The 26,459-nt window shown below is 68.6% G+C and carries 18 protein-coding genes; 10 read left to right on the top strand and 8 right to left on the bottom strand.

The annotated features are described in order from the left end of the window. Window positions 1-369 precede the first annotated feature (369 nt). From rpmH to AIF0345_RS16470, 9 genes are all read left to right on the top strand, one after another. Entirely contained in the window at window positions 370-507 is a 138-nt protein-coding gene (gene rpmH, locus AIF0345_RS16515; RefSeq protein ID WP_084682357.1) for a 50S ribosomal protein L34, read from the top strand. Between the two features lie 12 nt (window positions 508-519). Then, complete coding sequence (gene rnpA / locus AIF0345_RS16510; protein WP_084682358.1) at window positions 520-912, top strand: ribonuclease P protein component; 393 nt, start codon at window positions 520-522, stop codon at window positions 910-912. Then, window positions 909-1,238 carry a membrane protein insertion efficiency factor YidD gene (gene yidD / locus AIF0345_RS16505; protein WP_052374657.1) on the top strand — a complete coding sequence of 110 codons (330 nt, stop codon included), beginning with the start codon at window positions 909-911 and terminating at the stop codon, window positions 1,236-1,238. Before rnpA ends, yidD begins: the two co-directional genes overlap by 4 nt. Window positions 1,239-1,319: 81 nt before the next feature. Next, window positions 1,320-2,504, top strand: coding sequence for a membrane protein insertase YidC (yidC, locus tag AIF0345_RS16500; protein WP_285296768.1), 1,185 nt, complete (start codon window positions 1,320-1,322; stop codon window positions 2,502-2,504). Window positions 2,505-2,545: 41 nt separating this feature from the next. Continuing rightward, the gene (locus AIF0345_RS16495) at window positions 2,546-3,121 is read left to right on the top strand and encodes a Jag family protein (RefSeq protein WP_268917684.1); all 576 of its coding nucleotides are present in this window, start codon (window positions 2,546-2,548) and stop codon (window positions 3,119-3,121) included. Between the two features lie 94 nt (window positions 3,122-3,215). Further along, window positions 3,216-3,812 (top strand): 16S rRNA (guanine(527)-N(7))-methyltransferase RsmG, encoded by a 597-nt coding sequence (gene rsmG, locus AIF0345_RS16490; RefSeq protein WP_268917709.1) that lies wholly within the window; start codon window positions 3,216-3,218, stop codon window positions 3,810-3,812. Between the two features lie 201 nt (window positions 3,813-4,013). After that, window positions 4,014-5,009, top strand: a complete 996-nt coding sequence (locus AIF0345_RS16485) for a ParA family protein (protein WP_043560171.1) — start codon at window positions 4,014-4,016, stop codon at window positions 5,007-5,009. A 2-nt stretch (window positions 5,010-5,011) separates the two neighbouring features. Next, window positions 5,012-6,367, top strand: coding sequence for a ParB/RepB/Spo0J family partition protein (locus AIF0345_RS16475; RefSeq protein ID WP_404976019.1), 1,356 nt, complete (start codon window positions 5,012-5,014; stop codon window positions 6,365-6,367). A gap of 5,787 nt (window positions 6,368-12,154) precedes the next feature. After that, window positions 12,155-12,565: a hypothetical protein gene (locus tag AIF0345_RS16470; RefSeq protein WP_285296767.1), complete on the top strand. Its 411-nt coding sequence runs from the start codon at window positions 12,155-12,157 to the stop codon at window positions 12,563-12,565. 875 nt (window positions 12,566-13,440) lie between these two features. On the opposite strand, the gene AIF0345_RS16465 is transcribed toward AIF0345_RS16470, so the two are convergent. Next, complete coding sequence (locus AIF0345_RS16465) at window positions 13,441-14,427, bottom strand: D-alanine--D-alanine ligase family protein (protein ID WP_268917686.1); 987 nt, start codon at window positions 14,425-14,427, stop codon at window positions 13,441-13,443. 9 nt (window positions 14,428-14,436) lie between these two features. After that, a complete protein-coding gene (locus tag AIF0345_RS16460) occupies window positions 14,437-15,744 on the bottom strand; it encodes an aminotransferase-like domain-containing protein (RefSeq protein ID WP_268917687.1) in 1,308 nt (435 codons plus the stop codon). Between the two features lie 308 nt (window positions 15,745-16,052). Here AIF0345_RS16460 and AIF0345_RS16455 point away from each other — a divergent pair, with 308 nt between their 5' ends. Next, the gene (locus AIF0345_RS16455) at window positions 16,053-16,640 is read left to right on the top strand and encodes a sugar O-acetyltransferase (protein ID WP_043560184.1); all 588 of its coding nucleotides are present in this window, start codon (window positions 16,053-16,055) and stop codon (window positions 16,638-16,640) included. 107 nt (window positions 16,641-16,747) lie between these two features. Here AIF0345_RS16455 and thrC read toward each other — a convergent pair whose 3' ends face one another. The 6 genes from thrC to AIF0345_RS16425 form a co-directional block, all read right to left on the bottom strand. After that, on the bottom strand, window positions 16,748-18,172 hold the full coding sequence (thrC, locus tag AIF0345_RS16450) for a threonine synthase (RefSeq protein ID WP_285296766.1): 1,425 nt from the start codon (window positions 18,170-18,172) through the stop codon (window positions 16,748-16,750). Between the two features lie 220 nt (window positions 18,173-18,392). Further along, window positions 18,393-18,719, bottom strand: coding sequence for a thioredoxin (gene trxA / locus AIF0345_RS16445; RefSeq protein ID WP_043560190.1), 327 nt, complete (start codon window positions 18,717-18,719; stop codon window positions 18,393-18,395). 30 nt (window positions 18,720-18,749) lie between these two features. Beyond that, on the bottom strand, window positions 18,750-19,676 hold the full coding sequence (gene trxB / locus AIF0345_RS16440) for a thioredoxin-disulfide reductase (protein WP_285296765.1): 927 nt from the start codon (window positions 19,674-19,676) through the stop codon (window positions 18,750-18,752). Window positions 19,677-19,771: 95 nt separating this feature from the next. Continuing rightward, window positions 19,772-23,512: a lipid II flippase MurJ gene (locus tag AIF0345_RS16435; protein ID WP_043560197.1), complete on the bottom strand. Its 3,741-nt coding sequence runs from the start codon at window positions 23,510-23,512 to the stop codon at window positions 19,772-19,774. Further along, window positions 23,509-25,899 carry a DUF6049 family protein gene (locus AIF0345_RS16430; protein WP_285296764.1) on the bottom strand — a complete coding sequence of 797 codons (2,391 nt, stop codon included), beginning with the start codon at window positions 25,897-25,899 and terminating at the stop codon, window positions 23,509-23,511. Before AIF0345_RS16430 ends, AIF0345_RS16435 begins: the two co-directional genes overlap by 4 nt. Beyond that, entirely contained in the window at window positions 25,896-26,405 is a 510-nt protein-coding gene (locus tag AIF0345_RS16425; RefSeq protein WP_043560200.1) for an NUDIX hydrolase, read from the bottom strand. Before AIF0345_RS16425 ends, AIF0345_RS16430 begins: the two co-directional genes overlap by 4 nt. Window positions 26,406-26,459 lie beyond the last annotated feature (54 nt).

Here is a 26,459-nt window from a genome sequence, read left to right as displayed (position 1 = left end):
GGCGTGCTCCTGACGGGTGGGGGCGATGGAGGTTCACATCATGGGGTTTTTCCACAGGGTTGTCCACACTTGTGTCTATCCACAGGATCATCCCCACCTGGGGACAGCGCGGGCGGGACGGCGCCGCGTGTCCTGTCTCCGGGGGCCGTGCGAGCGCCGGCGACGGATGAGCGGCAGACGGACGGCGACGGCGTGTCGGGACTCTCACCGCCGATGCCGCAGGATCGTTTGACCCTGCGGAAAAGACGGCCGTATTGTGGTGCGGACGTTCGCACGGAGTCACGTCCCGGTCCATGGGGCAGCCGGTGCGGGCGACCGTGTCGCGATCCCGTGATGCACGGTTCCGATCATCCGACCAGGAGTACACCCGTGAGCAAGCGGACCTTCCAGCCGAACAACCGCCACCGTGCTAGGGTGCACGGCTTCCGCAAGCGCATGAGCACCCGCGCCGGCCGAGCGGTTCTCGCCGCGCGCCGCCGCAAGGGCCGTGCACGTCTCGCCGCCTAGCCGGTTAAGAAGGTGCTTCCGGCGGCGCACCGAATGCTGCGGAGTGAAGACTTCTTCACCGCGGTACGGTTCGGCGTGCGCACCGGCAGCCGCAGGCTGGTGATCCACTACCGCGCCGGCGAGACCGGGGAGACCACTCCGGCGCTCGTCGGCGTCGTCGTCCCCAAGAAGCAGATCTCGCGGGCCACCCACCGCAACCGGATCAAGCGCCGTGTCCGCGCGCTCATGAGCGCGCGCGTGGACGCCATCGAGCCGGGGGCGCGAGTCGTCGTGCGGGGCCTGGCCGGGGCCGAGGGCGCCACGAGCGACGAGCTGGGGGCCGACCTCGATCGTCTGCTCACCCGCAGCCGTGAGGCGGCCCGCCGGGGCCGGTGCAACGACCGGCCGGGGCGGGGCCGAAGATGAGTCCGTGGGCGAGCAGGTCTGGGACTCGTGATCGGGTTCATGATCGCGCCGCACGCGTGGTCACCGCTCCCGTGCGCTTCTACCAGGCGTGCATCTCCCCGGCCCTGCCGCGCCGGTGCCGGTACTACCCGACCTGCTCCGCGTACGCCGTCGAGGCGGTCCGCGTCCACGGGGCGCTCAAGGGCGTCCTGCTGGCGGCCTGGCGGCTGGCGCGGTGCAACCCCCTGACCCCCGGCGGCGTCGACCATGTGCCCGACCCGGGCCGGTGGCGCTACCACTATCCCCATGACGTTCCCCGATTCGAGATCGACCAATCCGCCGGATGACCCGCATCGGGAGCAGGCCGGACATCCCGGTCGGCGGGGCCGCACTGCCGGCGCCCGCCACGCCTTACAGCTAGGAGTGCAATGGACACGATCCTGTGGCCCCTCAAGGTCGCCGTCGCCTGGGTCATGGTCTACATCCACAAGTTCCTCTTGCTCATCGGTCTGCACGATGGGCCGGGCGTGGCCTGGGTGCTGTCGATTATCGGCCTGACGATCTTCGTGCGCATTCTCATTATGCCGCTGTTCGTCAAGCAGATCCGGGCCAGCCGCGGCATGCAGCTCATGCAGCCCGAGCTCCAGGCGCTGCAGGCGAAGTACAAGGGGAAGAAGGATCCCGCCTCCAGGCAGCGCCAGCAGGAGGAGATGATGGCGCTGTACCGCAAGCACGGGACGAACCCGTTCTCCTCGTGCATGCCGATCCTCATTCAGATGCCGATCTTCTTCGCCCTCTTCCGGGTGCTGGCGAATCTTCAGGCGATTGCCGAGGGGACCTACGAGGGGCAGGACTCGATCGGCCCGCTCACGGCCGAGCTGGCGAATGACGTCCAGCATTCCACCGTGTTCGGGGCGAGCCTGTCCTCGTCCTTTATGAACTCCTCGGACCTGACCGTCAAGGTCGTCACGGTCATTATGATCATTGCCATGAGCGCCACCCAGTGGTACACGATGGCGCAGCTGAGCATGAAGAACATGCCCGAGTCCTCCAAGAGCTCGGACAATCCCATGATGCGCTCCCAGCGCATGATGATGACGGTCATGCCGCTCTTCTTCGCATTCACCGGCGTGCAGTTCCAGATCGGCGTGCTGATCTACTGGGTGACCTCGAACCTGTGGACCATGGGGCAGCAGTTCTACACGATCAATCGCATGCCGGCTCCCGGCTCGGAGGCGGAGAAGAAGTTCCGCGCCCGTGAGAACGCCAAGCGGGCGCGCAAGGGCCTGCCGTCTCTCGAGGAGGAGGAGCGGGCCAAGGCCGAGGCCGATGGGACCGCCAGGGCCGGCGGCCAGCGGTCGCAGCCGGTGCGCAAGGACCGTCAGAAGAAGGGAGCCGGACGGGCGTCGTCGGGTGCCGCGGAGGGGCGCGAGGGCGCCGATGAGGCCGACGACGCTGCTGACGCCGGCACCGCCGCCGGGGGCTCGTCGTCACGCAGGCCGGGGGGCCTGACGGATGAGGAGATCGCGCGGCGCCGCTACGAGAGGCGCGCGCGCGAGCGAAAGCGCGCCGCGCAGCGCCGCAAGGCTCAGAAGAAGAAGCGCCGGAGCTGACCCGCAGCTCCGAGATTTGATTTGAGGAGAACGGACCCGCCATGAGCGACAACACCGCCCCGTCCAGTAGCACCGTCAAGCGCCTTGAGGAGGAGGGCGAGGTCGGCGCCGACTACCTCGAGGAGCTTCTCGATATCGCCGACCTCGGTGGGGATATCGATATTGACATCGATCATGGGCGCGCCTCCATCGCGGTGGTCGCCTCGGAGGAGGGGGACGCTCGCGAGCTCGCCGACCTGGTGGGGCGCGACGGCGAGGTGCTCGAGGCCCTGCAAGAGCTGACCCGCCTGGCGGTGCAGGCCCGCACCGGCAACCGGTCGCGCCTCATGCTCGACATCAATGGCTATCGCGTCGCGCGTCGCACCGAGCTGGCGAAGATCGCGCAGGAGGCCGTCAAGCGGGTCCTGGCCACCGGTGAGACCGTGTCGCTGGAGGCCATGAACCCCTTCGAGCGCAAGGTCTGCCACGACGTCGTCGCCGCCGAGGGCCTGTTCTCCGAGTCCGAGGGGGTCGAGCCGCACCGCCATGTCGTCGTCATGCCCGCCGATGAGGATGACGACGAGCCCGATGCGGACCCGGCCGTCGATGATCGGGCCGAGGCGTCCGAAGGGGACTGATATGGGTCAGGACGTGAACGGTGGGCCGGCGGGTGCGGGCTCGATCGGAGACCCGGGCGGGAACGCGGTCGAGGTGGAGCAGCCTACGGATGAGATGCATGAGCTCTTCGGGCTCGCCTTCGCCGGCGCGGAGCGCTTCGCCGAGATGCTTGGCGCCGAGGGCGAGCTGCGCGGACTGGTGGGGCCGCGAGAGCTGCCTCGGCTGTGGACTCGCCACATTGTCAACTCCGCCGCGCTGGCGCCCTTCCTGCCCAGGCGCGGAACGGTGGTCGACGTCGGCTCCGGCGCGGGATTCCCCGGGGTTGTCGTGGCGCTTCTGCGCCCCGATCTAGAGGTAACGCTTATAGAAACAATGGAGCGGCGAGTCGAATGGCTCACGTACGTGGTGAGCGAGCTCGATCTGGACAATGTCACCGTGCACCGGGCCCGTGCCGAGGAGGTCCGGGACCGATTCGACGCCGTGACCGCCCGCGCCGTCGCGAATCTGACCAAGCTGGTGCGCCTGACGGCGCCTCTGCTGCGTCAGGGAGGCAGACTGCTGGCGCTCAAGGGGGCCAAGGCGGAGGAGGAGGTCGAGGCTGCGAAGTACGTCATTAAGAAGGCCAGGTTGAAGCCGGCGGTCATTCACGAGGTCGTGACACCGGGCGAGGAGGTCACGCGTGTCGTCGAGGTGCGTCGTCCCAGGCGGTGAGGGGCATCCCGGCCGGCGCGGTATACGTGCAGGATGGCGGCCGAACCGGGGACTCGGCGGCGGCGCGGGGTCACAATCCGAGGAAACGCCATTAATGCGTGACGTGCGCGGCGGGGCTCGTCGTCGGCGTCGTCCGGCTCACGTAGACTGAAGTGCCCGGGCCGTGAACGCGGTCGGGGATGTCGTCCGAGGAGAACAGTTTTGTCGGGATCGTCTATCTTCGAGCAGCTGCGTGCCGACCACTCGGCGCTGGAGGAGTTCGCTGGAGTGCGCTTCCCGCATCCGGATCAGACTCGTATTATTGCCATCGCCAATCAGAAGGGCGGGGTCGGCAAGACCTCGACGACGGTCAATGTCGCGGCGGCGTTGGCGGAGGCCGGGCTTCACGTGATGGTCATCGACGCCGATTCCCAGGGCAATGCCTCGACGGCGCTCGGTGTGGCCCACGATGATGATCAGGTGTCCATTTACGACGTCCTCGTCGATGGGACCCGGATCGACGAGGTCGTGGTGGCGACGCAGTTCTCGCAGACCCTGCTGTGCGTCCCCGCGACGATCGACGTGGCGGCGATCGAGATCGAGCTCATCAGCACCCCGGAACGCGAGTCGCGCCTGCACCACGCCTTGCAGGAGTACCTCGCCAGCAGGGAGGCCGCCGGTCTGCCCCGACTGGACTACGTGCTCATCGACTGCCCGCCGAGCCTGGGACTGATGACGATCAACGCCTTTGTCGCAGCGGGGGAGGTTCTCATTCCCATGCAGGCCGAGTACTATGCCCTGGAGGGTTTGGCGCTGCTCACTCGCTCGGTGGACCGCATTGCGCGGATTCACAACCCGGCGCTCGCCGTGTCCATGATCGCGCTGACCATGTTCGACAAGCGCACGACCTTGGCTCGGGACGTCGAGGAGGAGGTCCGGACCTATTTCCCCAGTGCGGCGCTCCACACGCGCATTCCGCGGTCGGTCCGTGTGGCCGAGGCGCCGTCCTTCGGCGCGCCCGTGGTCTTCTGGGATCCGCGCTGCTCAGGCGCTGTGGCCTACAAGCAGCTCGCCCAGGAGATCGCTCAGCGCGGGGTGGCCGGCTGGGAGAAGACCTCGGCAACGGTCGGCGGCAATGACGCAAATGACGCAGACGACACCGATATCGCAGATACCGCAGACATTGCGGGTATCGCAGACGACGTACAGGAGGCGTGACGATGGCGCAGAAGAGGCGCGGGCTTGGACGGGGACTTCAGGCCCTTATCCCTGAGACGCAGACGGAGACGCCGTCGGCGCGTCCCACGGACGTCTTCTTTCCCGAGTCGCGGGACGAGCCCTCCGCGGAGAGCGCCACGACGCCCACAGGCGGTGAGACCAACGAGGAGTCCAGGGGCGGAGATGCTCGGCGCACGTCGGACGATATCGCGGCGACGCTCCTGGCGCCTCCAAGGAGAACGAGAAGATCGACGTCGAGGGGGACGGGGCGGCGGGCCACGGCCGGGAGCTCGCAGTCCGACGGCGCGGAGAAGAGGACCGCGTCGAGGACGAAGCGCAACCGTGCGACCGGGGGAGTTTCACGTGAAACATCGGCGAGCGAGCCCGCCGAGGAGCCCGCGGCCCACCCGGGCGGGTCTCGAACAGCTGCCGCCTCCGCCGTCGTGGAGAAGAAGGAGCCGGAGGCCGCGCAGACAGCCGACGGGGCCGCCGAGGCCGACGACGGAGAGCAGCAGACGCTCGTTCCGGTCCCAGGGGCGACCTTCGCGGACTTGCCCGTGGACGCGATCACCGCCAACCCGCACCAGCCCCGGCAGGTCTTCGACGAGGACGACATCTCCGAGCTCGCCGCCTCGATCAAGGAGGTCGGCCTGCTCCAGCCCATCGTCGTGCGCCGGCGCGAGGGCAGTGACGGCGACGACGGCGATGCCGGCTACGAGCTGATCATGGGCGAGCGGCGCCTTCGGGCGGCCAAGGAGGCCGGGCTCGAGACGATCCCCGCCGTCGTCCGTTACGCGGCAGATGATGAGCTGCTGCGGGACGCGCTTCTGGAGAACCTGCACCGCGTTCAGCTCAACCCGTTGGAGGAGGCGGCCGCCTATCAGCAGCTTCTCGAGGACTTCAACTGCACGCATGCGGAGCTCTCGCAGAGGATCGCGCGCTCACGCTCGCAGATCTCGAATACGCTGCGTCTCATGAAGCTGCCGCCTCTTGTGCAGCGACGGCTCGCCGCCGGAGTGCTGTCCGCCGGGCACGCCCGGTCCCTGCTGGGGCTTCCCGACGCTGCGGCCATGGAGCGCCTGGCTCAGCGCATTGTGGCCGAGGGGCTCTCGGTGCGGGCGACGGAGGAGCTCGTGGCGCTGCACGACGAGCCCGATGCGCGGCGTACCAGGCCGCTTCGGACGCGGTCGGCGACTCTTCCGGCCCTGTCGACGCGGCTCTCGGATGCCTTCGACACCCGTGTCAAGGTGACCCGTGGGGCCAAGAAGGGGCGAATCACAATCGAGTTCGCCGGTGACGACGATTTGGCGCGCATTGTCACCGCACTCGCTCCGGGGACCTCTCTGGACGAGGACTGAGCGCGGCCGGTCGAGCCGCGGTGCCGCGAGGGCTCCACGTGAGTGGGCTTTTCGCGAGTACACCCCTCATGCTTGCACTGGGGCTGCACGACGTGGTGATGCGAGTCGGATCGATCGGGCACGTGGACCGGGTCTGCAGTGCGGTTGTGTGCGCTGAGCACATAAGTTGGCGTGGTGGAGCGCACTCGATAAGCGGTAGAGGAGTAGCCGCCACGCATGCTCATTTCTGTGCAGCGCCCGTGGCGTGCACCTGGCGGGCACGTGGCGTGCGACGCGGCGTGGCGCTGTGAGGGCGGGAAGCGGCTTTCCGGTGGGACATTCGACGGGCGGATGCCCGTGCGCATATGCTCGGTTCATTTCGGGCGGTCTGCACCTTCTCGCCGGCGCTGGGTTCTGTCCGCCCGAATCCGAGCCGCATCAGTCCGGCTGGGACTGGCTGTGCGGCCTGTGCCCGCTTTCGCAGCGGGGAGACTCGTGTGCGGGACTGCGTCAGATCTTGGGGGCAGCTTTGCCTGCCGCCCGGGCACGACGCTGCTCTCCTGGCCCCGGCCGGTTGCAGCTCCACGTGGTGCGCCGTCGAGGCCAGGCCGTGGCGGTGCTGTTGATGAGCGTGCTCGGTCGCAGTGGCCGGCGGAAGGAGAGTGGTCTGCGGCCCTGGCTGGCGGCCGAGCCCCGGGTCGTGGCGACCCGCTCATGTCGGTGCTGCTCGGGGAATCGCCGTCGAGTTCATAGTCGACCCGCGTGGAACTGTTCCTGCTGGGGCCGATGCGGAGCATGGGCTCTAAAGCAGTCCGGCAGTTCTAGAAGAGTCAGCCTGAGGCCTGCCGGGATGAGAAGGCGGTTCGGTCTACCCGGACTACCGGGGGTCCTCCGAAGTATGTCTCTGCGTTTTCCGTCTGTCGGAGGCGGGAGAGCAGAGATGCGTCAGTGGGCTCGCATCCGGTCGCGGGGCCCGCCTGCGGAGGGCGTCGGAAGCAGTGTCCGATAGCTCTTACTGGCCTGGAGGACTGCCCGTCCGTGCACACGATGACATCCGCACTGTCGGTCACAGGAGGGTGGCCCTGGTTCCACGTCGGCAATAGGGCGTTGACTGACGGCGGTGTGGCGCCTGTTCCCCGTGCATTGTGAGACGGCCGGGGAATCGGCTCGACCAGGGCCGGAAGCCCACTGCTCTCCTTGCGCATGGTAGGGCGTCGGGTCATCGGTTTCGATTGAGCGGCGATGCAGCGGTTTCACGTGAAACATGGTCGTCGTCTCCGGTCTCCGAGACCGGTCTGGGGGGGCATGTCTTCCCCATGTGGTTCGCGACAGGGACCAACAGCGGTAGGAGTAGTCCGTTAGCGGGACGATCGGTGTCCACCAGTGTTCGATGCTGTGGACACGTGGAGTCTCGTGCGTCGGGCAGCGCGCGCCATTGCTTGAATGACAGGAGCGAATTTGAATAGCACGGGCCTCCATGTCGAACGCCAGACAATCGACTTCGAGGCCGGTTGCGCTGCCGGTTGGGAGCATATGACCCTTGCGCACCTCTGAGACGTCCGGCGGTCTTAGAGCGGGAGTGGTCCGGACTCCAGGAGGCACTGGGCGGTCTTGGGTGGGGGGTGACCTCACGATTTCGCGACTCGGCGGTGCGGGCGGACTGAACAGTCTGAGAGACTGAAGATGCGTTGTGTCTTGTCGTCAGTCGGTCGGTCGCGGAGGAGAGGGGCGACCGCAGGTCCTGCGGAATCTCGTGACACCCTTGCCGTTGGCTGCGTGATGGCAGATTGTCCGCGGGTATCGGTGTTTCACGTGAAACACGGCCCATTGTTCGCGTGCGGTCCGCAGATGCTCAGAGGCTCCGGCAACGGTTGGTGTCGCTGCGGGCGGCGACCTGCCTGTGAGCATGTCTCACCCTGCACCTGGAGGCCGGTGAGAGGGGTGGACTGCATGGGGTCCTAGGCGGGGTCGTCACCATGGTTCCGCATTCACGATATGCGACGGAAAGGCAGGGTCATGGCCGTTTGGACGGTCCAGCTGTGCCGCAACTTGGCAACAAGGCGTCCCAGATCTCGCGACCCGAGTCATGTGACTCCAGGGCGTCCAAAGCCCTAATGCACAGGACCGAGGCGCGAGGAAGGAGTCGTTTTCCTGGGAGAAGCAATGCAGAGGTTTCACGTGAAACGCGGCCCGGGCGCGAGTGCGGCTTCGAGTCACGTGAGTCTCAGCGCGACTGAGTCGAGTTGAATGACTGCTGCGATATGGAAGTGACGACAGCCGGCGAGGCAGAAGCAGGGCGGCTGCTCAGGCCATGTCTTGTCTGGGGCAACCATTCGGCGATAATGCTGCGGGCTGTCTTGGAGGATGAGTGGCGGTCCGCCACCGGATACGGCGGGCGGTAGAGGAGTGCTGGGAACGTTTCGATGACCAGGGCGCGGAGAGTCGGCAGACAAGGGGCACACCACTTGGCGTATTGCGCAGGTCTGAGTCCGGCAAGCAGTGGGTTGAGGCGTACATGATGGTCGTGGAACCAATCGAATACGGTTGGCGCCCGTAGGTACATGGCCTGCTGATCGCGATGGAGTCCGATCACGCCCCGGCGACGAGGGGCGTGCTCTTCTCCAGAAGAAGCTGGTTGAGGACATGTGTTTCACGTGAAACAGATTCAGTCTCTGCCGCGGACGTGTGCGAGGTGGCGTGCTGCGCGGACCGGGACGATTGACAGGACTGGACTACGATGGCCTCTCATTCTCTCCTTCTGGACAGCTGCGGAGGAGGGGGGATGCTGTCGCTAGCTTCCTGACACTGAGCGAGACGCGCGAGAACATATGTCGACCGCCGTCCTGCTCGAGAACAGGCGCAGTACACGTGTTGCGGATTCCGCTGCGCCAAGAGCCGCCCTGACAGACCGCCGTCGGCGTCGAGAGCTGCCTGCTCGCACACGGGGAGCGACAAGAACCCCGTGGTGCGCTTCAAACGGGTCGTGGGAGCATGGCGTGGGCAGCATTGCCTCAGGTACAGGGGCCTCTGCTGCACCGACCTCCTGCGGAAAAGGAAACGCAGAGCATTCGGAAGAGTCGTCGATACTGCTTCCGCCGCGCGTCCTCTCACAGGAGTCGGAGGTGCCACTCATACGGTGACCTGCCGCCAGCACCCACCCCCGCTACGGGCGATCGAGAGCGCTTGCGGGAGCGCTCAACAGCGCAGTGACGGACTCTCCTCGGACAGATCACCGACCTCAGGTGTCGAAGAAGAACAGCTGTCGCCACGGGACTCCATGGCGACTAGTCATGTACGCTTCGCCGGTCCCAGGGCGGGGTGAGTTTCACGTGAAACATAGCGCGCTGTCCGGCCCAGAAAGGCGCGCCGAGGCGGACAGCGTTTCCGCGGAACGGGTCGATAGTGACAGCTCTGGTGGACATCCTGGTGCCGGTCGAAACCCTCTGCTGAGGGGTATGTCCTATCGAGTAGCATGGGAGCGGTTCGATTCATCGGTCTTCTGGGCGTATGGCTCGACGTCTGCAGTTCCCGGCTCAGGACGCGGCCTCTACTCCGTTGTGCACTCCTCCTCGGGAGCCGGTGACCAGAGTGTGCGGGAGCCTGCGTCGGGCACGTTCGGTTTCACGTGAAACCGAACGGGCGCAGCGGCACTGCGACGAGGACCTGAAGGCCTGGTGCATGCTTGGATCGATGTCGTGGTGACGCCGTCTGTGGTTCTCAGGAGACCTGAGGCACTCGGATATCGTGGCGTCGGTGACAGTGGTGGCATGGGGAATGGGCTGTCGCCTGGTCGGCGTGTGGAGACTGTCGGGTTCAGTCCTGGTGTCAGTGGTGAGAGCGTCTCGGGGTTCTGCTGGCGGGTGGGAAGATTTCGAGGGCGTCGTGCTACCGGGTCCGTCGTGTGGCTGACGAGCGGAGACGGGCGCGGGCCCTGGCAGCGGCCTCCAGGGCTCCCAGGACGCCGACGCTAGGATGGGGCGCAGACGCCGACGCTGCTGTCACGCGGATCCGCAGGGACCTGGAGGCCCGGGGCAGGGAGCCCGGCGTCTGGAGCGTGTGGTGGGTCCTGCCCCGGGGCGGTAGCCGACAGGCACCCTCGCGGTCCACCATCGCCCGCAGTTGCATGGAGCGCATATCGTCGGCAGGCCGAAACAGGGCGGCATTCATACATACGCTGCCGCACGTTTCACGTGAAACAGGGTAGCCGCCCATCGAGGACGGCACTGGCGGCCTTCACGTGGGAGATCTCGAAGGCGGATGGTCTAATGGCCTGCGCGGGGAACAGCCCAGACCGTTCAGCCATACAGCGGTGGATAGAGAATGCGGGTGACTGAACTTGGCCGTATGCCGTCGCATGACTCTCGACCATGAACAGGCGGGGCACCAGCGCACGACGGGAGGCCGGTGCTGATCTGGCGCCAGAGCATGGGCCCGGATGATCCCAGGCCATAGAGATCAGCGGAATTGGAGATGGTCTGTGCGAAAAGGGCCCAGGACGGCGGTCAGACAGGTCATGCCGAAGGGGTGCTGATCGCAAGGACGCCAATGACAGGGACGAGTACTTGTCCCTGTCATCGGGATACGGCTGCTGCCGAATGGATGTAGCAGTCCTGAGCATGAGATCGACATGACGACGGATGACAGGCGGTCCTGGAGACGATGGTGGCACGTGGTGGCGCAGACTCGTGCAGCGAGGTGCGGAGCGGCACGACCGCGCTCCCCTCCCCGGTGGGCATCACCTCGGCTTCGAGGACTAGGACGAAGAAGATCGGGTGGCTGCGGCGAGGGACGTCTCTTTCTCCGTGCCCGTGGCAATGCCAATAACCGGTACGACCGATCGGGTGGTCGCCGCTGCAGACCCCGCCACCTCAGGGGGCACCGTCTGCACAGTGCACCCTGTTCTTGGACGGCTCGGCATGCATCGAGCACCGAGGTGCTTTCACGCCTCGACAGATGGGGTATATAGCCAATACCTCGAAGGTGCTCGCTGAGGCTGGGCTATCAGGTCCCCGTTTCACGTGAAACGCCTCGACCGGTTCGTTTGCAACCAGTTAGCGAATCGTCTCAGCACGATCCGCTGTGTGGGACCGTGAGGCACAGCGGGCTCCGACTCCCCTCTCGATGCCGCATTGGGCGGGGTGAAGGTTTGCTGTGTCGAACGATATGGTGGAGCCTTCGCAGGCACATAATGACCAGCTGAGTAAGGTGAGCGGCTCGTCGGGGCGGTACTGATCTGGTGGAGGGATGCTGGTAGCCGGGCCGTAGAGCTCCGGAGGATCCGCCCGAGCGCGCTCCAGACGGACAATGCCGAGGTGGTCCCCGGATGACCGCAGCGGTCGCCGGACGTCGGCGAGCACGACGAGTGCCGGTGTTGGCCTTGAACAGGAGGTCATGCGCAGCGCGGGCATGACCGGCTGACCATGACGCGGTTCGCCGTTGTCTCAGAGCGGGCGCCCGTGACGACAGATGTGTTCCTCTTGAACGCAGAGAGACTCATATAAAATAATTCATTACCCAACGGTGGTGCTGCTCGGCGCCCTCACACAGTGAGATTTCGAGAGAGATGCAGCGCCTCAAGAGATCGGCGACAGCTCCAAGAGGGTGACATGAAGACGTCAGAGCGCTCAGCGACCGTGCCGCCATGGCGTTCGGCGCACAGAAGTCCACAGCCGAACCCGCACTGCACAGGCAGCGCGACGGGAGCCCCGGACCTCTCCGCTTCTGCCGAGCCCATCGCCTGTTCGAGCAAGGTCGCGGGGTGATTCACGTGGACAGGGCCGGCCCCGCCGTCGGCCTTGAAACGGATGGATGGTGGCCAGCCCCCGCACATCACTGCAAACCCCGGACGGCTTCGTCGTCGCACGCCTGCTCTTCGGCGGTACGTGGCTGACCGGGGTGAGTCCCTCGCGGCAGATCCCAAGCCATGGGTCGGATCTCTTCGCCACCACCTACGCTCTCGATTTCATGGCGGTCGACGAGCGCGGCCGCACCGCCCCCACCTGTGGGCCGGCGACCATTTTCGGCGTCGAACCCCCGGAACTGTTCTACGCGTTCGGCAGCCCGCTGTCGGCACCGGTCGACGGGGGAGGTCGTAGCGACCCGTGGCGGAGAGCCGGACCAGGCCGCGCGTCGTTCGTTGCCGGCCCTGATTCCGTACGGCCCTCACGCAGGGCCGGCGCATCCGGCAGGGAATCGGGGCGATCACAGGTAACCACGTGATCATTCGCGACCGGGACACCGGGCGTTTTGTTGGCTTAATGCACCTCAAGCTGGGCTCGCTGAGCGTCGCTCAGGGAGACCGAGTCAGGGTCGGCGACCGGCCGGGGCGTGTGGAAACTCCGGGAAGTCGACGCAGCCCCACCTGCACATTCAGGCCATGTCCGGCCCTGATCTCAGTACAGTTTGCGGGCTTCCTCTGCGATTCGTGGAGCTTCGCGAGCGGGAGCGGAGTACGCACTGGTCCGGCAAGAGTCGCGTATGCGCCTGCCCTGAACAGGGTGCGATCATCAGTAAGGACTAGGCCTTGCGGGCCATTATGACGTTGTAGACGCCGGAGACGTCGGGTGCAGTGGGGGTGGCGGGATCAGGCTGTCAGGATTGGTGGTGCTCAGTCAGCCAGCCTCGTACAGGAAGAGCCCGCCCGCCCATAGTAGACCGTAACGCCCGCTGATCCCGAGGGCGGGCGTCGCTTCCCCGGCTTGGTGATGGTGCATGCTCCCCTCCGGGAACCGCATGGAGCTCTGTGCACGGTATGCGAGCCCCGTACCCGCATATCGCACACGGGAGGCCGCATAACGGGCGTCACCACCGCAATACAGTGCCCGCGCAGATCGCCAGGCTCGCGTCATCCATACGAGCAGGGCAATAAGATCCCTGGCCTGCCAGGTGTCACTGCCCGAGGCCGGCCCAGCAGTCCAGGGCAGAGCGAAGACGAAGCGCGACGCCGGCCGCCTGCGCGACTCGCGCCGTCGTCCTCGAAGAACAGTCCGGGCTCCAGTCCCCCCTGCTCCGCGCCCGTTCGCTCTCGGGCCGGGACGTTTCACGTGAAACGTCCCGGCCCGAGAGCGAACAGGCGCCGCGAGGACGGAAACGGATCAGGGGTGGACGAGCGGGTGATGGACGAGTGCGTCGTACAGGCCGGGCAGGTCGCCGTCGGCCTCGGCCGCCAGCGGCAGCAGCGAGGTCTCCGTCATGCCAGGCACCACATTGACGTCAACGAACCAGGGGGTTCCGGCGTCGTCGAGAATCAGGTCGGTGCGGGACAGGTTGCCGAGGCCGAGCGTGCGGTGCACCGTCATGGCGGTGCCCTGCACGCGCTCGATAAGCTCGGGGCTGAGCCGTGCGGGCACGAAGTACTCCGAGCGTCCGGGGTTGTACCTGGCGTCGAAGTCGTACTGCCCCTCCGAGACGACCTCGACGGGCGGGAGCGCCCGCGGCCCCTGCCCCGTGTCGACGACGGAGACGGCCACCTCGGTGCCGGGAACGTACTTCTCGATGAGGGCGCGCTCGTCGTAGGAGAAGCAGGCCACCATGGCATTGCGCAGCTCGTCCGCATTGCGGGCCAGGGAGACGCCGAGGCCGGACCCGCCCTGATTGGGCTTCACAATGACGGGCAGCCCGAGGTGGGAGGCGACGACGCCGAGCGTCTCCTGCGCCCCGAGCTGGGAGAAGTAGGCCTTGGGCAGGGTGACCGAGTCCGGCGTCAGCACGCCCCCGATCCGCACCGTCGCCTTCGCCGTCGGCTTGAACGAGGCGCGCTGGCACCCGTCGGAGTGCGTCCCCACATAGGACAGTCCGAGGGCGATGAGCACATTCTGGAGTCCCCCGTCCTCCCCGTGCAGCCCGTGGACGAGCGGCCACACGACGTCGGGAGCGAATGCGCGCAGCGATGAGATGGTCCGCGCGTCCACATCCAGGACGAGCACGTCGTGACCGAGGTGCCTGAGGACTGACGCGACGCGATGCCCGGAGCGAAGGGAGACATCGCGCTCGTGGCTGAGGCCGCCGGCGAGAATGGCGACGCGGAGTGGCTCGGTGGAGGCGGGCGCAGTCGTGGGCATGGACTCTGACGACTCGGTCATAGTGATTCCTCAGATCTGATCCGGAGCGGGGGCTGACACGCCTTCGGTGGGATGGGCGGGGAACGGGCCGAAGAGATTGATGAGGTCGAGGTCGTGCGCGACCACCTCGGACAGGCGCCGCACTCCCTCACGGATCTCCACGGGCTCGGGATAGCAGAATGACAGCCGGACGTGATCGTGCCCGGCGGAGCCCCCGGCGTAGAAGGCCGTGCCGGAGACATAGGCGACGAGATTGGTGACGGCGCGCGGCAGCATGTCCTTGGCGTCCAGCCCGTCCGGCAGCCCGACCCACACGTAGAAGCCGCCCGCGGGCACGTTCCACGTGCACGTGGGCATGAACTCCCCGAGCGCGGAGACCATGGCGTCCCGGCGGCCGCGGTACATGCCCCGGAACTCCTCGATCTGGAGCCTCCAGTCGAAGTTGTCCAGGTAGGTGGACACCGAGTACTGGCCGACCGAGCTCGGGCAGAGGATCGCCGCCTCGGAGGCCAGCTTCATCTTCTCCCTGACGGCGGGTGGCGCCACCGCCCAGCCGACCCGGTAGCCGGGCGCGAAGATCTTCGAGAACGAGCTCAGGTACACGACGTCGTCGGGTGCGAGGGTCTTGAGGGCCGTGTAGGTCTGCCCCTCGAAGCCGAGCAGTCCGTAGGGATTGTCCTCCATTATCAGAATGCGGTGCCTGCGGCAGATCTCAATAATGGCAGGACGACGCTCCTCGGACAGCGTGACACCCGCGGGGTTGTGGAAGTTCGGCAGGCAGTAGAAGAACTTCACGTGCCTTCCCTCGCGCTCCAGCCGTGTGATCGTCTCCTCCAGCACCTCCGGGATGACGCCGTCGGCATCGATCGCCACCTGCTGGATATCGGCCTGGTAGGTGGAGAAGATCGACAGGGAGCCGACATAGGTGGGAGCCTCGGCGAGGATCACGTCTCCGGGATCGATGAAGAGCTCAGTGACAATGTCAACGGCCTGCTGGGAGCCGGTGGTGATAATAATGTCCTCTGGATCGGCGTCAATGCCCTCGAGCGCCATGATCTCCGGGATCTGCTCCCGCAGGCGCGGCAGTCCCTGTCCGTTGCCGTACTGGAGCGCCCTCCCCCCGTCCTTGCGGATCATCTGGGCGGTGGCGTCGGCGAGCCGGTCAAGGGGCAGGTCCTTGAGGTTGGGCATCCCGCCGGCGAGTGACACCACCTCGGGCCGGGCGGCGACGGCGAAGAGCGACCGCGTCTCCGAGGCGCGCAGGCCGTGGGCGCGGGCGGCATAACTGTCCAGCCATGGATCGAGCCGATTGCCTTTCACCTGGTTCGCGTCAGTCACGTCGTCGTCCTTCCTGGGCGGGCACCGCCGTAGGAGGCCAGTCTGCCACGGCGGGCCCGTGCCTCGCCGCTCTGCTCCCAGAACGGACCGGAGCGCCTTGGGAGCGCCGGTCGGACCCGACGCCGGTTCATCAGGTCCGTCGCGGGGCCGGGATGTGTAAACCGGGCCCATTGGAGGGCGTCGGGGACGATAATGGTGGGGTGCTCTCCCGCGGTGGCGCGACGCCGCAGTTCCTGCAGGGAGGGGACCTAAGCGGTCCTCCGGGTTGGGCCCGGTCGGGGATGAGGTTCGAAGACGGAGGCCATCGCATGAGCGATCAGGACAGGCGCACAGAGCTCGAGAAGCTGGAGGCTGGAGACGTCTACTGCTTCTTGGATCCGGAGGTCGTGGCCCGCAAGGAGTCTGCGGTGGTGGCGTGCCGGAGATTCAATGACGCCGATCCCGCCGACGTCGAGGGGCAGACCCGCATTCTGCGGGAGCTCTTCGGTTCGGCCGGAGCGGATCTCTCTGTGCAGCAGCCGTTCCGGTGCGACTACGGACCCAACATTCATGTTGGTGACGGATTTCTCGCCAATTACAATGTGACTATTCTTGATATTGCGCCGGTGGTCATCGGCGATCATGTCATGATCGGTCCGAACACGCTTATCACAACCGTGGGCCATCCTCTGGATCCTGCGGGCCGGCGTGAAAAGCTCGGCCAGGCCTCCCCCGTGCATATCGGGCACGATGTGTGGCTCGGCGGGAATGCTGTTGTCCTTCCTGGAGTCGCAATAGGCGATAACGTTGTCGTGGCGGCGGGAGCGGTGGTCTCCAAGGATATTCCGGATAACTGCGTGGTGGGCGGAGTCCCTGCCCGCAGGCTCCGGGAGCTCAATGCCGAGAAGAAGGACTGATTCGTTGATTCTGGCGCGGGGCCGGACCGGTCTCGAGCCGGAGCTGAACCGATCTCGGCGAAGGAGGCGGCTGGAAGGGCGTGGGAGGGGCGGCGGGGAGCGGCCGGTCAGGCGCGCAGAGCTCCGGCCTCGATGAGGGCGCGCAGTGGCGCCTCGTCGTCGGCAATGGTCTCCACGTGCTGCGGCAGCGCGAGCAGCCCGGTGATCTCCGGCGGGACGGGCTGGGCCCGCCCCAGCGCCTCGGTCACGGTCCCGCCGAACTTCGCGGCCTTGGCCGTCTCAAGCACGAGGGTCGGAAAGCCCGGCTCCATGAGCCTGAGCGCCACCGTGACGCCGTCGGCCGTGTGCGGGTCGATGAGCCTGCCCGTGGCCGAGTGCACCCGGCGGATGGCGGCGAGCCGGTCGGCGTGGGACGACGATCCCGAGACGAAGCCGAACTCGGCGCCCAGTCGCACCAGGTGGTCGGACAGGTCGAGGACGCCGTCGGCCTCCAGTGCGGGCCAGCGGCGGCCGAACTCCTCGGGGCCGAGCAGCTGCCAGATGAAGCGCTCCAGGTTCGACGCCTTGGAGATGTCCATGGAGGGGCTCGATGTCGCTAGCGTCTCCGCGCCCCTGCGCGGACGGTAAATCCCCGTGGAGAAGAACTCGTCGAGAACATTGTTCTCGTTGGTGGCCAGAATGAGGCGCCGGATCGGCACCCCCATGGAGCGGGCCAGGTGGCCGGAATAGATATTGCCGAAGTTCCCGCTGGGCACGGCGACATCCACCTCGGCGCCGGCGCCCCGCTCCTTCTCATCGGTCATCCGCAGCCACGCCCACACATAGTAGACGACCTGCGCGGCAATGCGGCCGATATTAATGGAGTTGACAGCGCCAATGGAATATGCGGCCTTGAACGCGGCGTCATTGTTGAGCGCCTTGACGAGGCTCTGGCAGTCGTCGAAGACGCCGTCGACCGCAATATTGTGAATATTGGTGTCGTCGAGCGAGTACATCTGGGCGCGCTGCACGTCGCTCATCCGCCCCAGCGGGGAGAGCATGAAGACGGCGACGCCCTTCCGGCCCCTGAAGGCGTGCTCGGCCGCGGACCCGGTGTCGCCGCTCGTGGCGCCGAGAATATTGAGCACCTGTCCCCTGCGGCCGAGCACATGGGGAATCGCCTGGCCCAGGAACTGCATGGCCAGATCCTTGAAGGCCATGGTCGGCCCCTCCGACAACCCGACGAGCCCGAGTCCGTCGGCGACGTCGTCGAGCCGGCTCACGGGCACGACGGGCGCCGCGAAGCGCCCGGGCCCGTAGGCCGCACCGGTCAGGGATGCGAGGTCGCTGGCCGGGACGTCCGTGGCGTACAGGCCGATGACCTCGGCGGCGAGCTCGGGGTAGCTCAGCGGCCGCCACCGCTCGAGCCGGCCCCGGTCGACCGCGGGGATGCTCTCCGGCACGACCAGGCCGCCGTCGGGCGCGAGCCCGGACAGAAGCACCTCGGTGAAGTCGGCGGGGGCCATCCCGCCGCGGGTGGAGATGAAGCGCATGGGCGTGCCTTCGCGTCGTCGGTGTGCGGCCGCCCCGAGTCTATAGCGGACCCGCATGCGAGCCGAGCTCCACACCGATGCGCCGGGTCTCGACGGCGCCCGCCTCGGCCGGGCTCCGGGGCGCAGACGGGCGTGCGGGGCCGCCGTCGAGAACAGCGGCCCCGCACGCCCCGCTCCCCGCTCCGGGTCGGGCGAGCGGGGCGTGCGGAGGGCCGGCGGATCAGCCGAGCGCCTTGCTGACCTCCTTGGTGAAGGAGCCCTTGGGGCGCGAGCCTGAGAACCGGTGGACGACCTTCCCGCCGCTCACGACGGCGAAGGTCGGGATGGAGCTGACGCCGAAGGACGCGGCGGTGGCCGGGTTGGCGTCCACATCGACCTTGACGAACTTGGCCCGCGGGCCCAGCTCGGCGGCGACCTCATCGACGACCGGCGCCATCTGGCGGCACGGGCCGCACCACTCGGCCCAGAAGTCGATGACGACGGGCACCTCCGAGGCCAGCACCTCGGACTCGAAGGTGGCGTCGGTGACGGCAAGAGCGTTGGACATGGTTCTCCTCCAGAGAAGTCGGGTGAATGGTCAGGCGGTGAGAGCTGCGAGGTAGTGCTCGGCGTCCAGGGCCGCGCGGCAGCCGGAGCCGGCGGCGGTGACCGCCTGCTGGTAGTGCGGGTCGGCGACGTCGCCGCAGGCGAAGACGCCGGGGACCGCGGTGCGCTGGGACGGCGCCTCGACGGCGATGTAGCCGGCGTCGTCGAGCTCGAGGACGCCGGCGACCAGCTCGGACCTCGGGACCTGCCCGATGGCCACGAACAGGCCCGCCGCCGGGATGTCGCGCCGCTCCCCGGTGGCCACGTGCTCCAGGGTCACCGACTCCAGGGCGTCCAGGCCGTTGAGAGAGACGACCCTGGAGCTCCAGGCGAAGTCGATCTTCGGGTCCTCCTGGGCACGCCTGGCCATGACGGCGCTGGCGCCCAGCTCGTCGCGGCGGTGGACGACTGTCACCGAGGAGCCGAAGCGGGACAGGAACAGGGCCTCCTCCATGGCGGAGTCCCCGCCGCCGACGACGACGATCGGCTGGTCCTTGAAGAAGAAGCCGTCGCAGGTGGCGCAGTAGGACACGCCGTGCCCCGACAGCCGGTCCTCGTCCTCCAGGCCCAGCTTGCGGTACTCCGACCCGGTCGAGATGATGACGGCGCGGGCCTCGTAGACGGCGTCGTCGGTGGTGATGCGCTTGACGTCGCCGGTGAGCTCGAGGGCCGTGACGTCCTCATAGCGGATGTCGGCCCCGAAGCGCTCGGCCTGCTCCTGCATCCGGGTCATGAGGTCGGGTCCCATGACGCCCTCGATGAAGCCCGGGTAGTTCTCGACCTCGGTGGTGTTCATGAGCGCGCCCCCTGCGGTGACGGAGCCCGCGAGGACCACGGGGCGCAGCCGGGCGCGTGCCGCGTAGATCGCGGCGGTGTACCCGGCCGGGCCGGAACCGACGATGACGACGTCGTGGATCATGACTCTCCTGACACTGACGAATGGGGCCCGCGAGGCGCGGATGCCTTGCGAGTCATAGAACAGTCCATGAAAAACAGATGTTCCCTAAGATATGCCTATTTAAGAGTGATCTCCGACACGCTCACCTTGGGCTGGCCGTCCGAGGCGGTCGGTAGCTCGGTCACCCAGATGACGATCGACTGGGTGGACGTCGGCGTGAAGTCGAAGCTCGTCGTTCCCGAGGTGAAGGCCCCCTCGGCCAGCATGGTGCCGCCGGTGGGGTCCTCCGGGCTCGTGGCCCGGATCTGGACGTAGCCGCCGCCGCCCGTCCCCTGGATGTCGATGCCCGAGACCTCGGCGGCCTGCTCCAGGGTCACGGCGATGCCCGTGCCGCCCTTCAGATTGCCGAACTTGGAGGTGCTGTAGTGCTGCGACTCCCACGTCGTGGAGGGGTCGCCGTCGACGGTCTTGCCCGCGTTCTCGGGATGGTCCCCCTCCCCCCCGGTCTCGTTGACCGCCCGCGCTCCGGTGATCGTAATGGGCACCTTGGAGGGCTCACTGGTCTGCTCGTCCTGCTGCTCGACCGGCGTGGGCAGCGTGCTGGCCGCAGGGATGTCGGGCTCGAAGAAAGGCAGGTTGAACAGGCCGAGAATGCTGTGCACCGCGTAGATGACGCCCACCAGCATGACCACGACCATGCCGCTGATAATCGCCATGGTGGTGCGCGACACCGAGCGCGCGACCTCCTCCTCCTCGGCGCGGAGGGCCTCGCCCGTGGTGAGCGGCGGGCTCGCCGGCGGCGCGGGGGCGGGCCTGGCACCGGGCGTCCAGCTCTGCGCGCCGCCCTGCCCCACGGCCGGCGCCATGGCGCCGGCCGGCGACGCGGGGTCCGGCGGCGGCGCGGCGGCCTGGGTGGCGGCCGGCGCGAAGCTCCGGGGCGCCTGGGCGACCGCGGCGGCCTGGGTGTCCGCGCCCGTCTGAAAGTCGTCTGAGTCCGGTTCGACGGCCGCGGTCGATGAGTCCGGGCGCGTCCCGGTCGCCCGGCGCAGGCGCGAGAGCACCCCGCGCGGGGCATCAGGCGCGTCCGGCGACGACGGCGAGGCGGCCTCCGAGACCGCCTGCGACAGGAGCGAGGCGTCCCAGGTCCCAAGCGCGTTGGCGACCTCGGCCGCGGACGTCGGCCCGGCGGCGGACCAGGCGCGGGCCACCAGCTCGTCGAGGTCGGCGTCGTCCGGACTCATGGTCATCGCCAGCATGGAGGGCGGCACCGGCACCCCGTCCGACGTCGTCGGGGCCGAGGGGAGCCCCGCGCGCTTGCCCGGCCAGCGCTTCGTCAGGCCGTAGTAGAGCAGCTCGACCAGGGCGCGGGCGTCGGTGCGGTCGGCCTCCAGCGGGTCGGCGTCGTCGCCCTCGTCGCCGGCGCCGTGAGGGTCCAGGCCGAGGATGGCCGCCTCGATGCCGACGCCGGTGACCTGGACGGTGCCGTCGGAGCGCAGCCGGACGGCCTCCGGGGACAGGTTCAGGTGGTGCAGGCCGCGGCGGGAGCAGGCGTCCAGCGCCTGGGCGACCTCGCCGACGATGGCGCGCACCTGGGCCGCGTCCAGGCCCTGGCTGACCAGGGAGGACAGGGGGCGCCCGTCGGCGGGCTCGGTGACGATGAAAGCGGGGTGATCCTTCTCGACGTCGAAGACCCGCTGAATGCGCTGGTCCTCCACCAGGACGGCGCGGCTGGCCGCTTCCAGGACCTCGGCCCGGTGGGGAGTCGCGTCGGTGAGCATGAGGATCGTCACCGTGCGGTCGAGAATGGTGTCCCGCCCGACGTGGCGGACCACCCGTGGGAGCGTCGCGGGCAGGGTGGCGGCCAGTGCGTAGCGCCCGGTGCCGATCGGGGTCGCATCCGTCATGAGGTTGCCTCCTCCCGTGCCGAAGAGCATGAGTGCGTGTGGAGCGAGTGTACCGGGCGTCAGTGCTCGGACAGAGGCCGCTTGGGCGGCCAGGTCCGCGACCGTGGGCGGCGGGGCCGGAACCGCGGGCGGCGGGGCGGGCGCCGGGCGCGGCGCGTCCACGGCCCGCAGCATGGGGCGGTAGGCCGGCGGGTACGACGGCGGAAGCTCGGTGCCCGCGCGGTCGGCGGAGGTCGGCGCCAGGACGTGGGCCAGGTGCAGGACCGCCTCGCCCGCCCTCCCCGGCAGGAGCCGCCCGATCTTGGCCACAATGCGCGACAGTGGGACGAAGAGCACACCGAGCTCCTCGACACGCAGCAGGCGCGCCGCCACCAGGTAGGTGACCGTCATGAACAGGGCCGCCACGAGGACGGTGACCATGGCGTCCGTCGGCCTGGTGCCGGTCAGGGAGCCGTCGGCCGGGCCCAGGATCACCCGGATGCCCGCCCCGACGAGCACCGTCGGCACCGCCGCCGCCAGCAGGCGGGCGTAGGTCGCGATGACGCGGGGGCCGTCGAGGTCGGGCAGGTGCCGTCTGATGAGCGGGATCACCATCGCCGAGCCGCCCACCTGGCTGAGCATGGAGCCCACCGCCGCCCAGGTCATCCAGTGGTTGGCCGGCGCCAGCACGTAGGCGGCCAGGCAGACGATGACCGGGACGATGCCGACGACGGTGTCGGCCAGGAGCAGCCGCTTGGTGTCCGCGTAGGCCAGCATGACGCGCTGGGTCGTGAACCAGATGCCCTGGAAGATGATGCCGACGGCCAGGACCGTGAGGATCGGGCCCGCGGCGGTGGCCTCGGCCAGGGACAGCGAGGGGACGAAGAGCTGGAGCGAGGGCGTGGCCAGGGTCCCGATGCCCGCGGCGAACAGGATGGTGAACACCGCGACGCTGCGCAGCCCCAGCGACAGGTCGTCGCGCACCCCCCGGCGGTCCCCGGCGGCGGCCTTCTCGCTCATACGCGTGAACAGGGCGGTGATAATGGATGTCGTCACCAGCGACTGCGGCAGCATGTAGACCAGCTGGGTGTTGTCGTACAGCGTCTTGGAGGGCACGACGACGCCGTCGTACTGCGGCAGGTAGGCCTCGGTGACGGCCCGGGCGCCCAGGTTCGCCGTCGCGATATCCCCCAGCGAGACCACCGCCGTGCCCAGCAGCGCCCACAGCGCCACCTTCGACATCGTTCCCAGGCCCATGCCGCGGATCCCCCACACGAAGCGCGGGTGGAAGCCCGAGCGCACCAGGGGGATGTAGAGGATGAGGGCCTGGATGGCGATGCCCGCCGTCGTCGTGGCCCCGATCAGGGCGATGCGGCCCGCGTCCCAGATCTCCGGGCTCTGGCCGGTGGTGTAGCGGCCGTAGATGTGCAGGTAGGCCATGATCGAGGCGATCGAGATGACGTTGTTCAGCACCGGGGACCACATGTAGGGCCCGAAGCTCGACCGGGCGTTGAGCACCTGCCCCCACAGGGCGTACAGGCCGTAGAAGAAGATCTGCGGCATGCACCAGAAGGCGAAGGCGAAGGCCAGCGGCTGCCACTGGTCCAGGCCCGAGGCGTAGAGCATAATGACCAGCGGCGCCGCCACCGTCAGCACGGCCGAGACCGCGGCCATGGCGGCCGAGGCCGCCGTCAGCAGCCGGTTGACGAGCTCCTCGCCGTTGCGCCGGCGCAGCGCCTGCACGATCTGCGGGACGAGGATCGCGTTGAGCACGCCGCCGATCACCAGGTTGTACAGCTGGGTGGGCAGGTTGTTCGCAATATTGAAGGCCTCGGCGGCGCCCGACGCCGTCGCCCCCAGGGCGGCGATCAGCAGGGCGTTGCGCACGAGGCCCAGTAGGCGGCTGGCCAGCGTGCCGGCCGCCATGACGGCGCTCGAACGAGCGATCGACGAGCTGTTGTCCTTGCCGCTCATGTCTTCTCCTCGACGCGGTGGGGCGCTGTCGTGCGCCGCCCGCGACGCACGGTCCGCACGATGCCGCCGACGAGCAGGATGACGAGTCCGGCCCCCATGACCCGGGTGCCCCTGGACTCCCAGTCGGCGTGCACGCGCATGTGGATGGTCTGCGGGGCGCCGACGGCGGTGCCGTCGTTGGCCAGCAGCATGATGGTCAGGTTGACGTCTCCGCTGCCCACGGCCCTGACCGGCACGGTGGCGGTCGTCTGGCCGTCGGCCGGGACCGTGAGGATGACGTCCTTGATCGTCTGCAGGCGCGCCGAGCCGGACAGGACGCGCACGACGACGGTGGCGTCCTGGTTCAGGGACGAGGTGATGCGCACCGGCAGGTTGGCCTCGGCGGCGATCAGGTTGATCGTCCGCGAGGGCATCGCCGTGAGCCTCGCGGTCACCGCGGCGCCGCGCTCGCGGGCCGACTCCGCCATGGACGTGCGGCCCGGCGGATCGGACCGCCATGCGGCCGAGGCGGTGCGCGCCACGACATCGGAGGCCGAGCCGATCGCCGCCTGCGGATCGGGCAGGATCGAGGTCACCGAGCTGAGGTAGTCCCGGGTCGCCCGCGCGGCGGCGAGGTCGGCCGCCGAGGCCTCCTGGTCGCCGACGACCCAGTCGGGCGCGTCGGCGCGGTGCACCTTCGTTCCCTCGTCCTGCTGGGCGGCGGCCTCGGCGGTCAGGGCGCTGAGCCCCTGGGGCGAGGTCCAGGAGGACTCGCGCAGCGCCTTGAGGCGCTCGGCGAGCGCCTTGGTGTCGATGCCGGCCGCGTCACTCCGCTTGAGGGTGACGACGACGGAGCGGCTGAGCGCGGGGGCCTGGCGCGTCATGATCGCCGTCTCGGCGCGCAGCAGCTGGGTGGCGTCCAGGCTCGACAGGTCGGTGGAGGACTCGTCGGTCACCAGCGTGCCGCCGAGGGTGTCGGACAGGTTCGCGTCGGGCGTCAGCACCGTGCGCGAGCCGACGCTGGTGACCTGCGAGGGCGTGTACGTCAGGTCCTCCTCCACCGGCAGGTCCCCTGGGTCGGTGACGACGGTCTGCACGGAGTCGGGCAGTGCGTCCAGCGTCGCCGAGTCCAGGGCGCCGGCCGGCCAGGCCAGCGACGCGGGCGCGCCCGCCGCAACGGTCTGGGAGCCCTCGGTGCGGCTGTAGGCGTCGGCGAGCAGGTCGGTCTCCCCCAGGTGGGTCAGGGCGGCGATGTCCGCGTCGCTCCAGGGCAGGGCGACGACGTCGCCGGCCGCGACGGCCTCAACGAGCGTCTTGGTCAGGGCCTGGCCGGGCCGCTTGTCGGACGGGGACGGGGAGTCCGATGGGGAGGCGGTGGCCGACGGCCCTGCGGACTGCCCGGGCGAGGGGCTCGCCGAGGGCGTCTCGGAGGAGTCGGGGGACGACGTCGGCGCGGGGCTCTCCTCGTCACCGGTCTCGTCGCCCGTGGCGGAGGGGCTCGGGGAGGGCGCGGGCGAGGGCGTCGCGGCGGCCACCGTCTCCCTGGTGACCCCGAGGGCCTCCAGCAGCGCCGGGTCCACCGCCAGGACGACGCCGTCGCCGGCGAACTCCAGCAGGGAGGTGATCCGCTTGCGCAGGCCCGCCAGAGCGGCGTCCGCGGGCGGCTCGGCGCCCGCGGTCAGAAGCTCCAGGTCCCCGGTCGAGGCCGTCACCGGGATCAGCGTCGTCACGTGCGACCGGCCGGCCTTGGTGCCCGTGTCCCACACGAGGAGCGTGCGGTCCTGGGCGACGGCGGTGCGGCCCTTGGACACCGTCACCTCCAGACCCCGCGGGCCCCACTGCTGCTCGTCACCGAGGGGGAGGCTGTCGGCGGGGATGGTCACGGAGAAGGTCTTGACCTCGCCGGAGGCGATGCTCTCGCCGAGGTCGCCCTGGTGGACGGAGCGCATGGCGGAGTCGCGCTCCCCGGCCAGCCACGACTCCAGGCCGGTGACGGTCACCTCTGTGGAGCCCTCCATCTGGACCGTGACTGACAGGCCCTCCAGGGCGTCGCCGGTGCCGTTGGCGATGGTGCCGGAGACGGTGAGGTCCTGCCCGGAGGTGATGACCTCGGGGGCCAGGGAGTCCACCGAGAGCGTCGCCTGGCCGTCGATCATCTGGGCCTTCGCCGGCGGGGTCGTCGGGGCGGCGGTGCTCGCGGCGTCGGGCTGAGCGGTCGATGTGGCCTGGGCGGCCGGGGCGAGCGACAGCTCCGTCATACCCGGCCCGTTCGCCGCGTCCGTCACGGTGGCGCCGGTGCTCGGAGGAGGGCTCACGAGGGCGGCGGAGGCGGTCACCGCTGTCACCAGGGCGATCAGCAGGCGCGCCCGGGAGCGGGAGAGACGGCGACGGAGCTTGTTCGGGATCACCCGTCCCCCACGAGAATCTCGCGTGCAGCGGCGACAATGCGCCGCTCGTTGGGATAGGCCAGGCGGCGGGCGACGTCGTCCAGGCTCACCCACTCAACCTCCTCAGCCTCGTGATCCGGATCGTTCTCCGTGGTGAGGCTGCCACTGATCGCCTCAAGGAGAAAGTGGTGAACGACCTTGTGGACACGATGGTCGTCACCGGCGAACCAGTAGTCAATGGTAGCCAGGTGCCGCAGGACGCGGCCGGAGATGCCGGTCTCCTCGGCGATCTCGCGCACGGCCGCCTCCTCGGCGGTCTCACTGCCCTCGAGGTGGCCCTTGGGCAGGCACCACTCGAGGCGTCCGCCGCGATTGCGGCGTGCGATGACGGCGGTGACCGCCCGCCCGCCCTGGACGTCGATCACGAGCCCGCCGGCGCTGGTCTCATCGACCACCGGCAGGAAACGCGCACTCGCGCGCCGCGGCGATGAGCCAGCGCGGGGCTTGCGAGCGCGGTGAGAGGGCATGAGGACACTCTAGGCGGTTCGACTGGGTGGGCGCCGTTCGGGTGCTCGCGGGGA

The organism is Actinomyces israelii (assembly GCF_030253495.1).
GTDB classification, from domain to species: domain Bacteria; phylum Actinomycetota; class Actinomycetes; order Actinomycetales; family Actinomycetaceae; genus Actinomyces; species Actinomyces israelii.
Note: the sequence above shows the minus strand (reverse complement) of the source record. Positions and strands in the feature narration are given on the sequence as shown.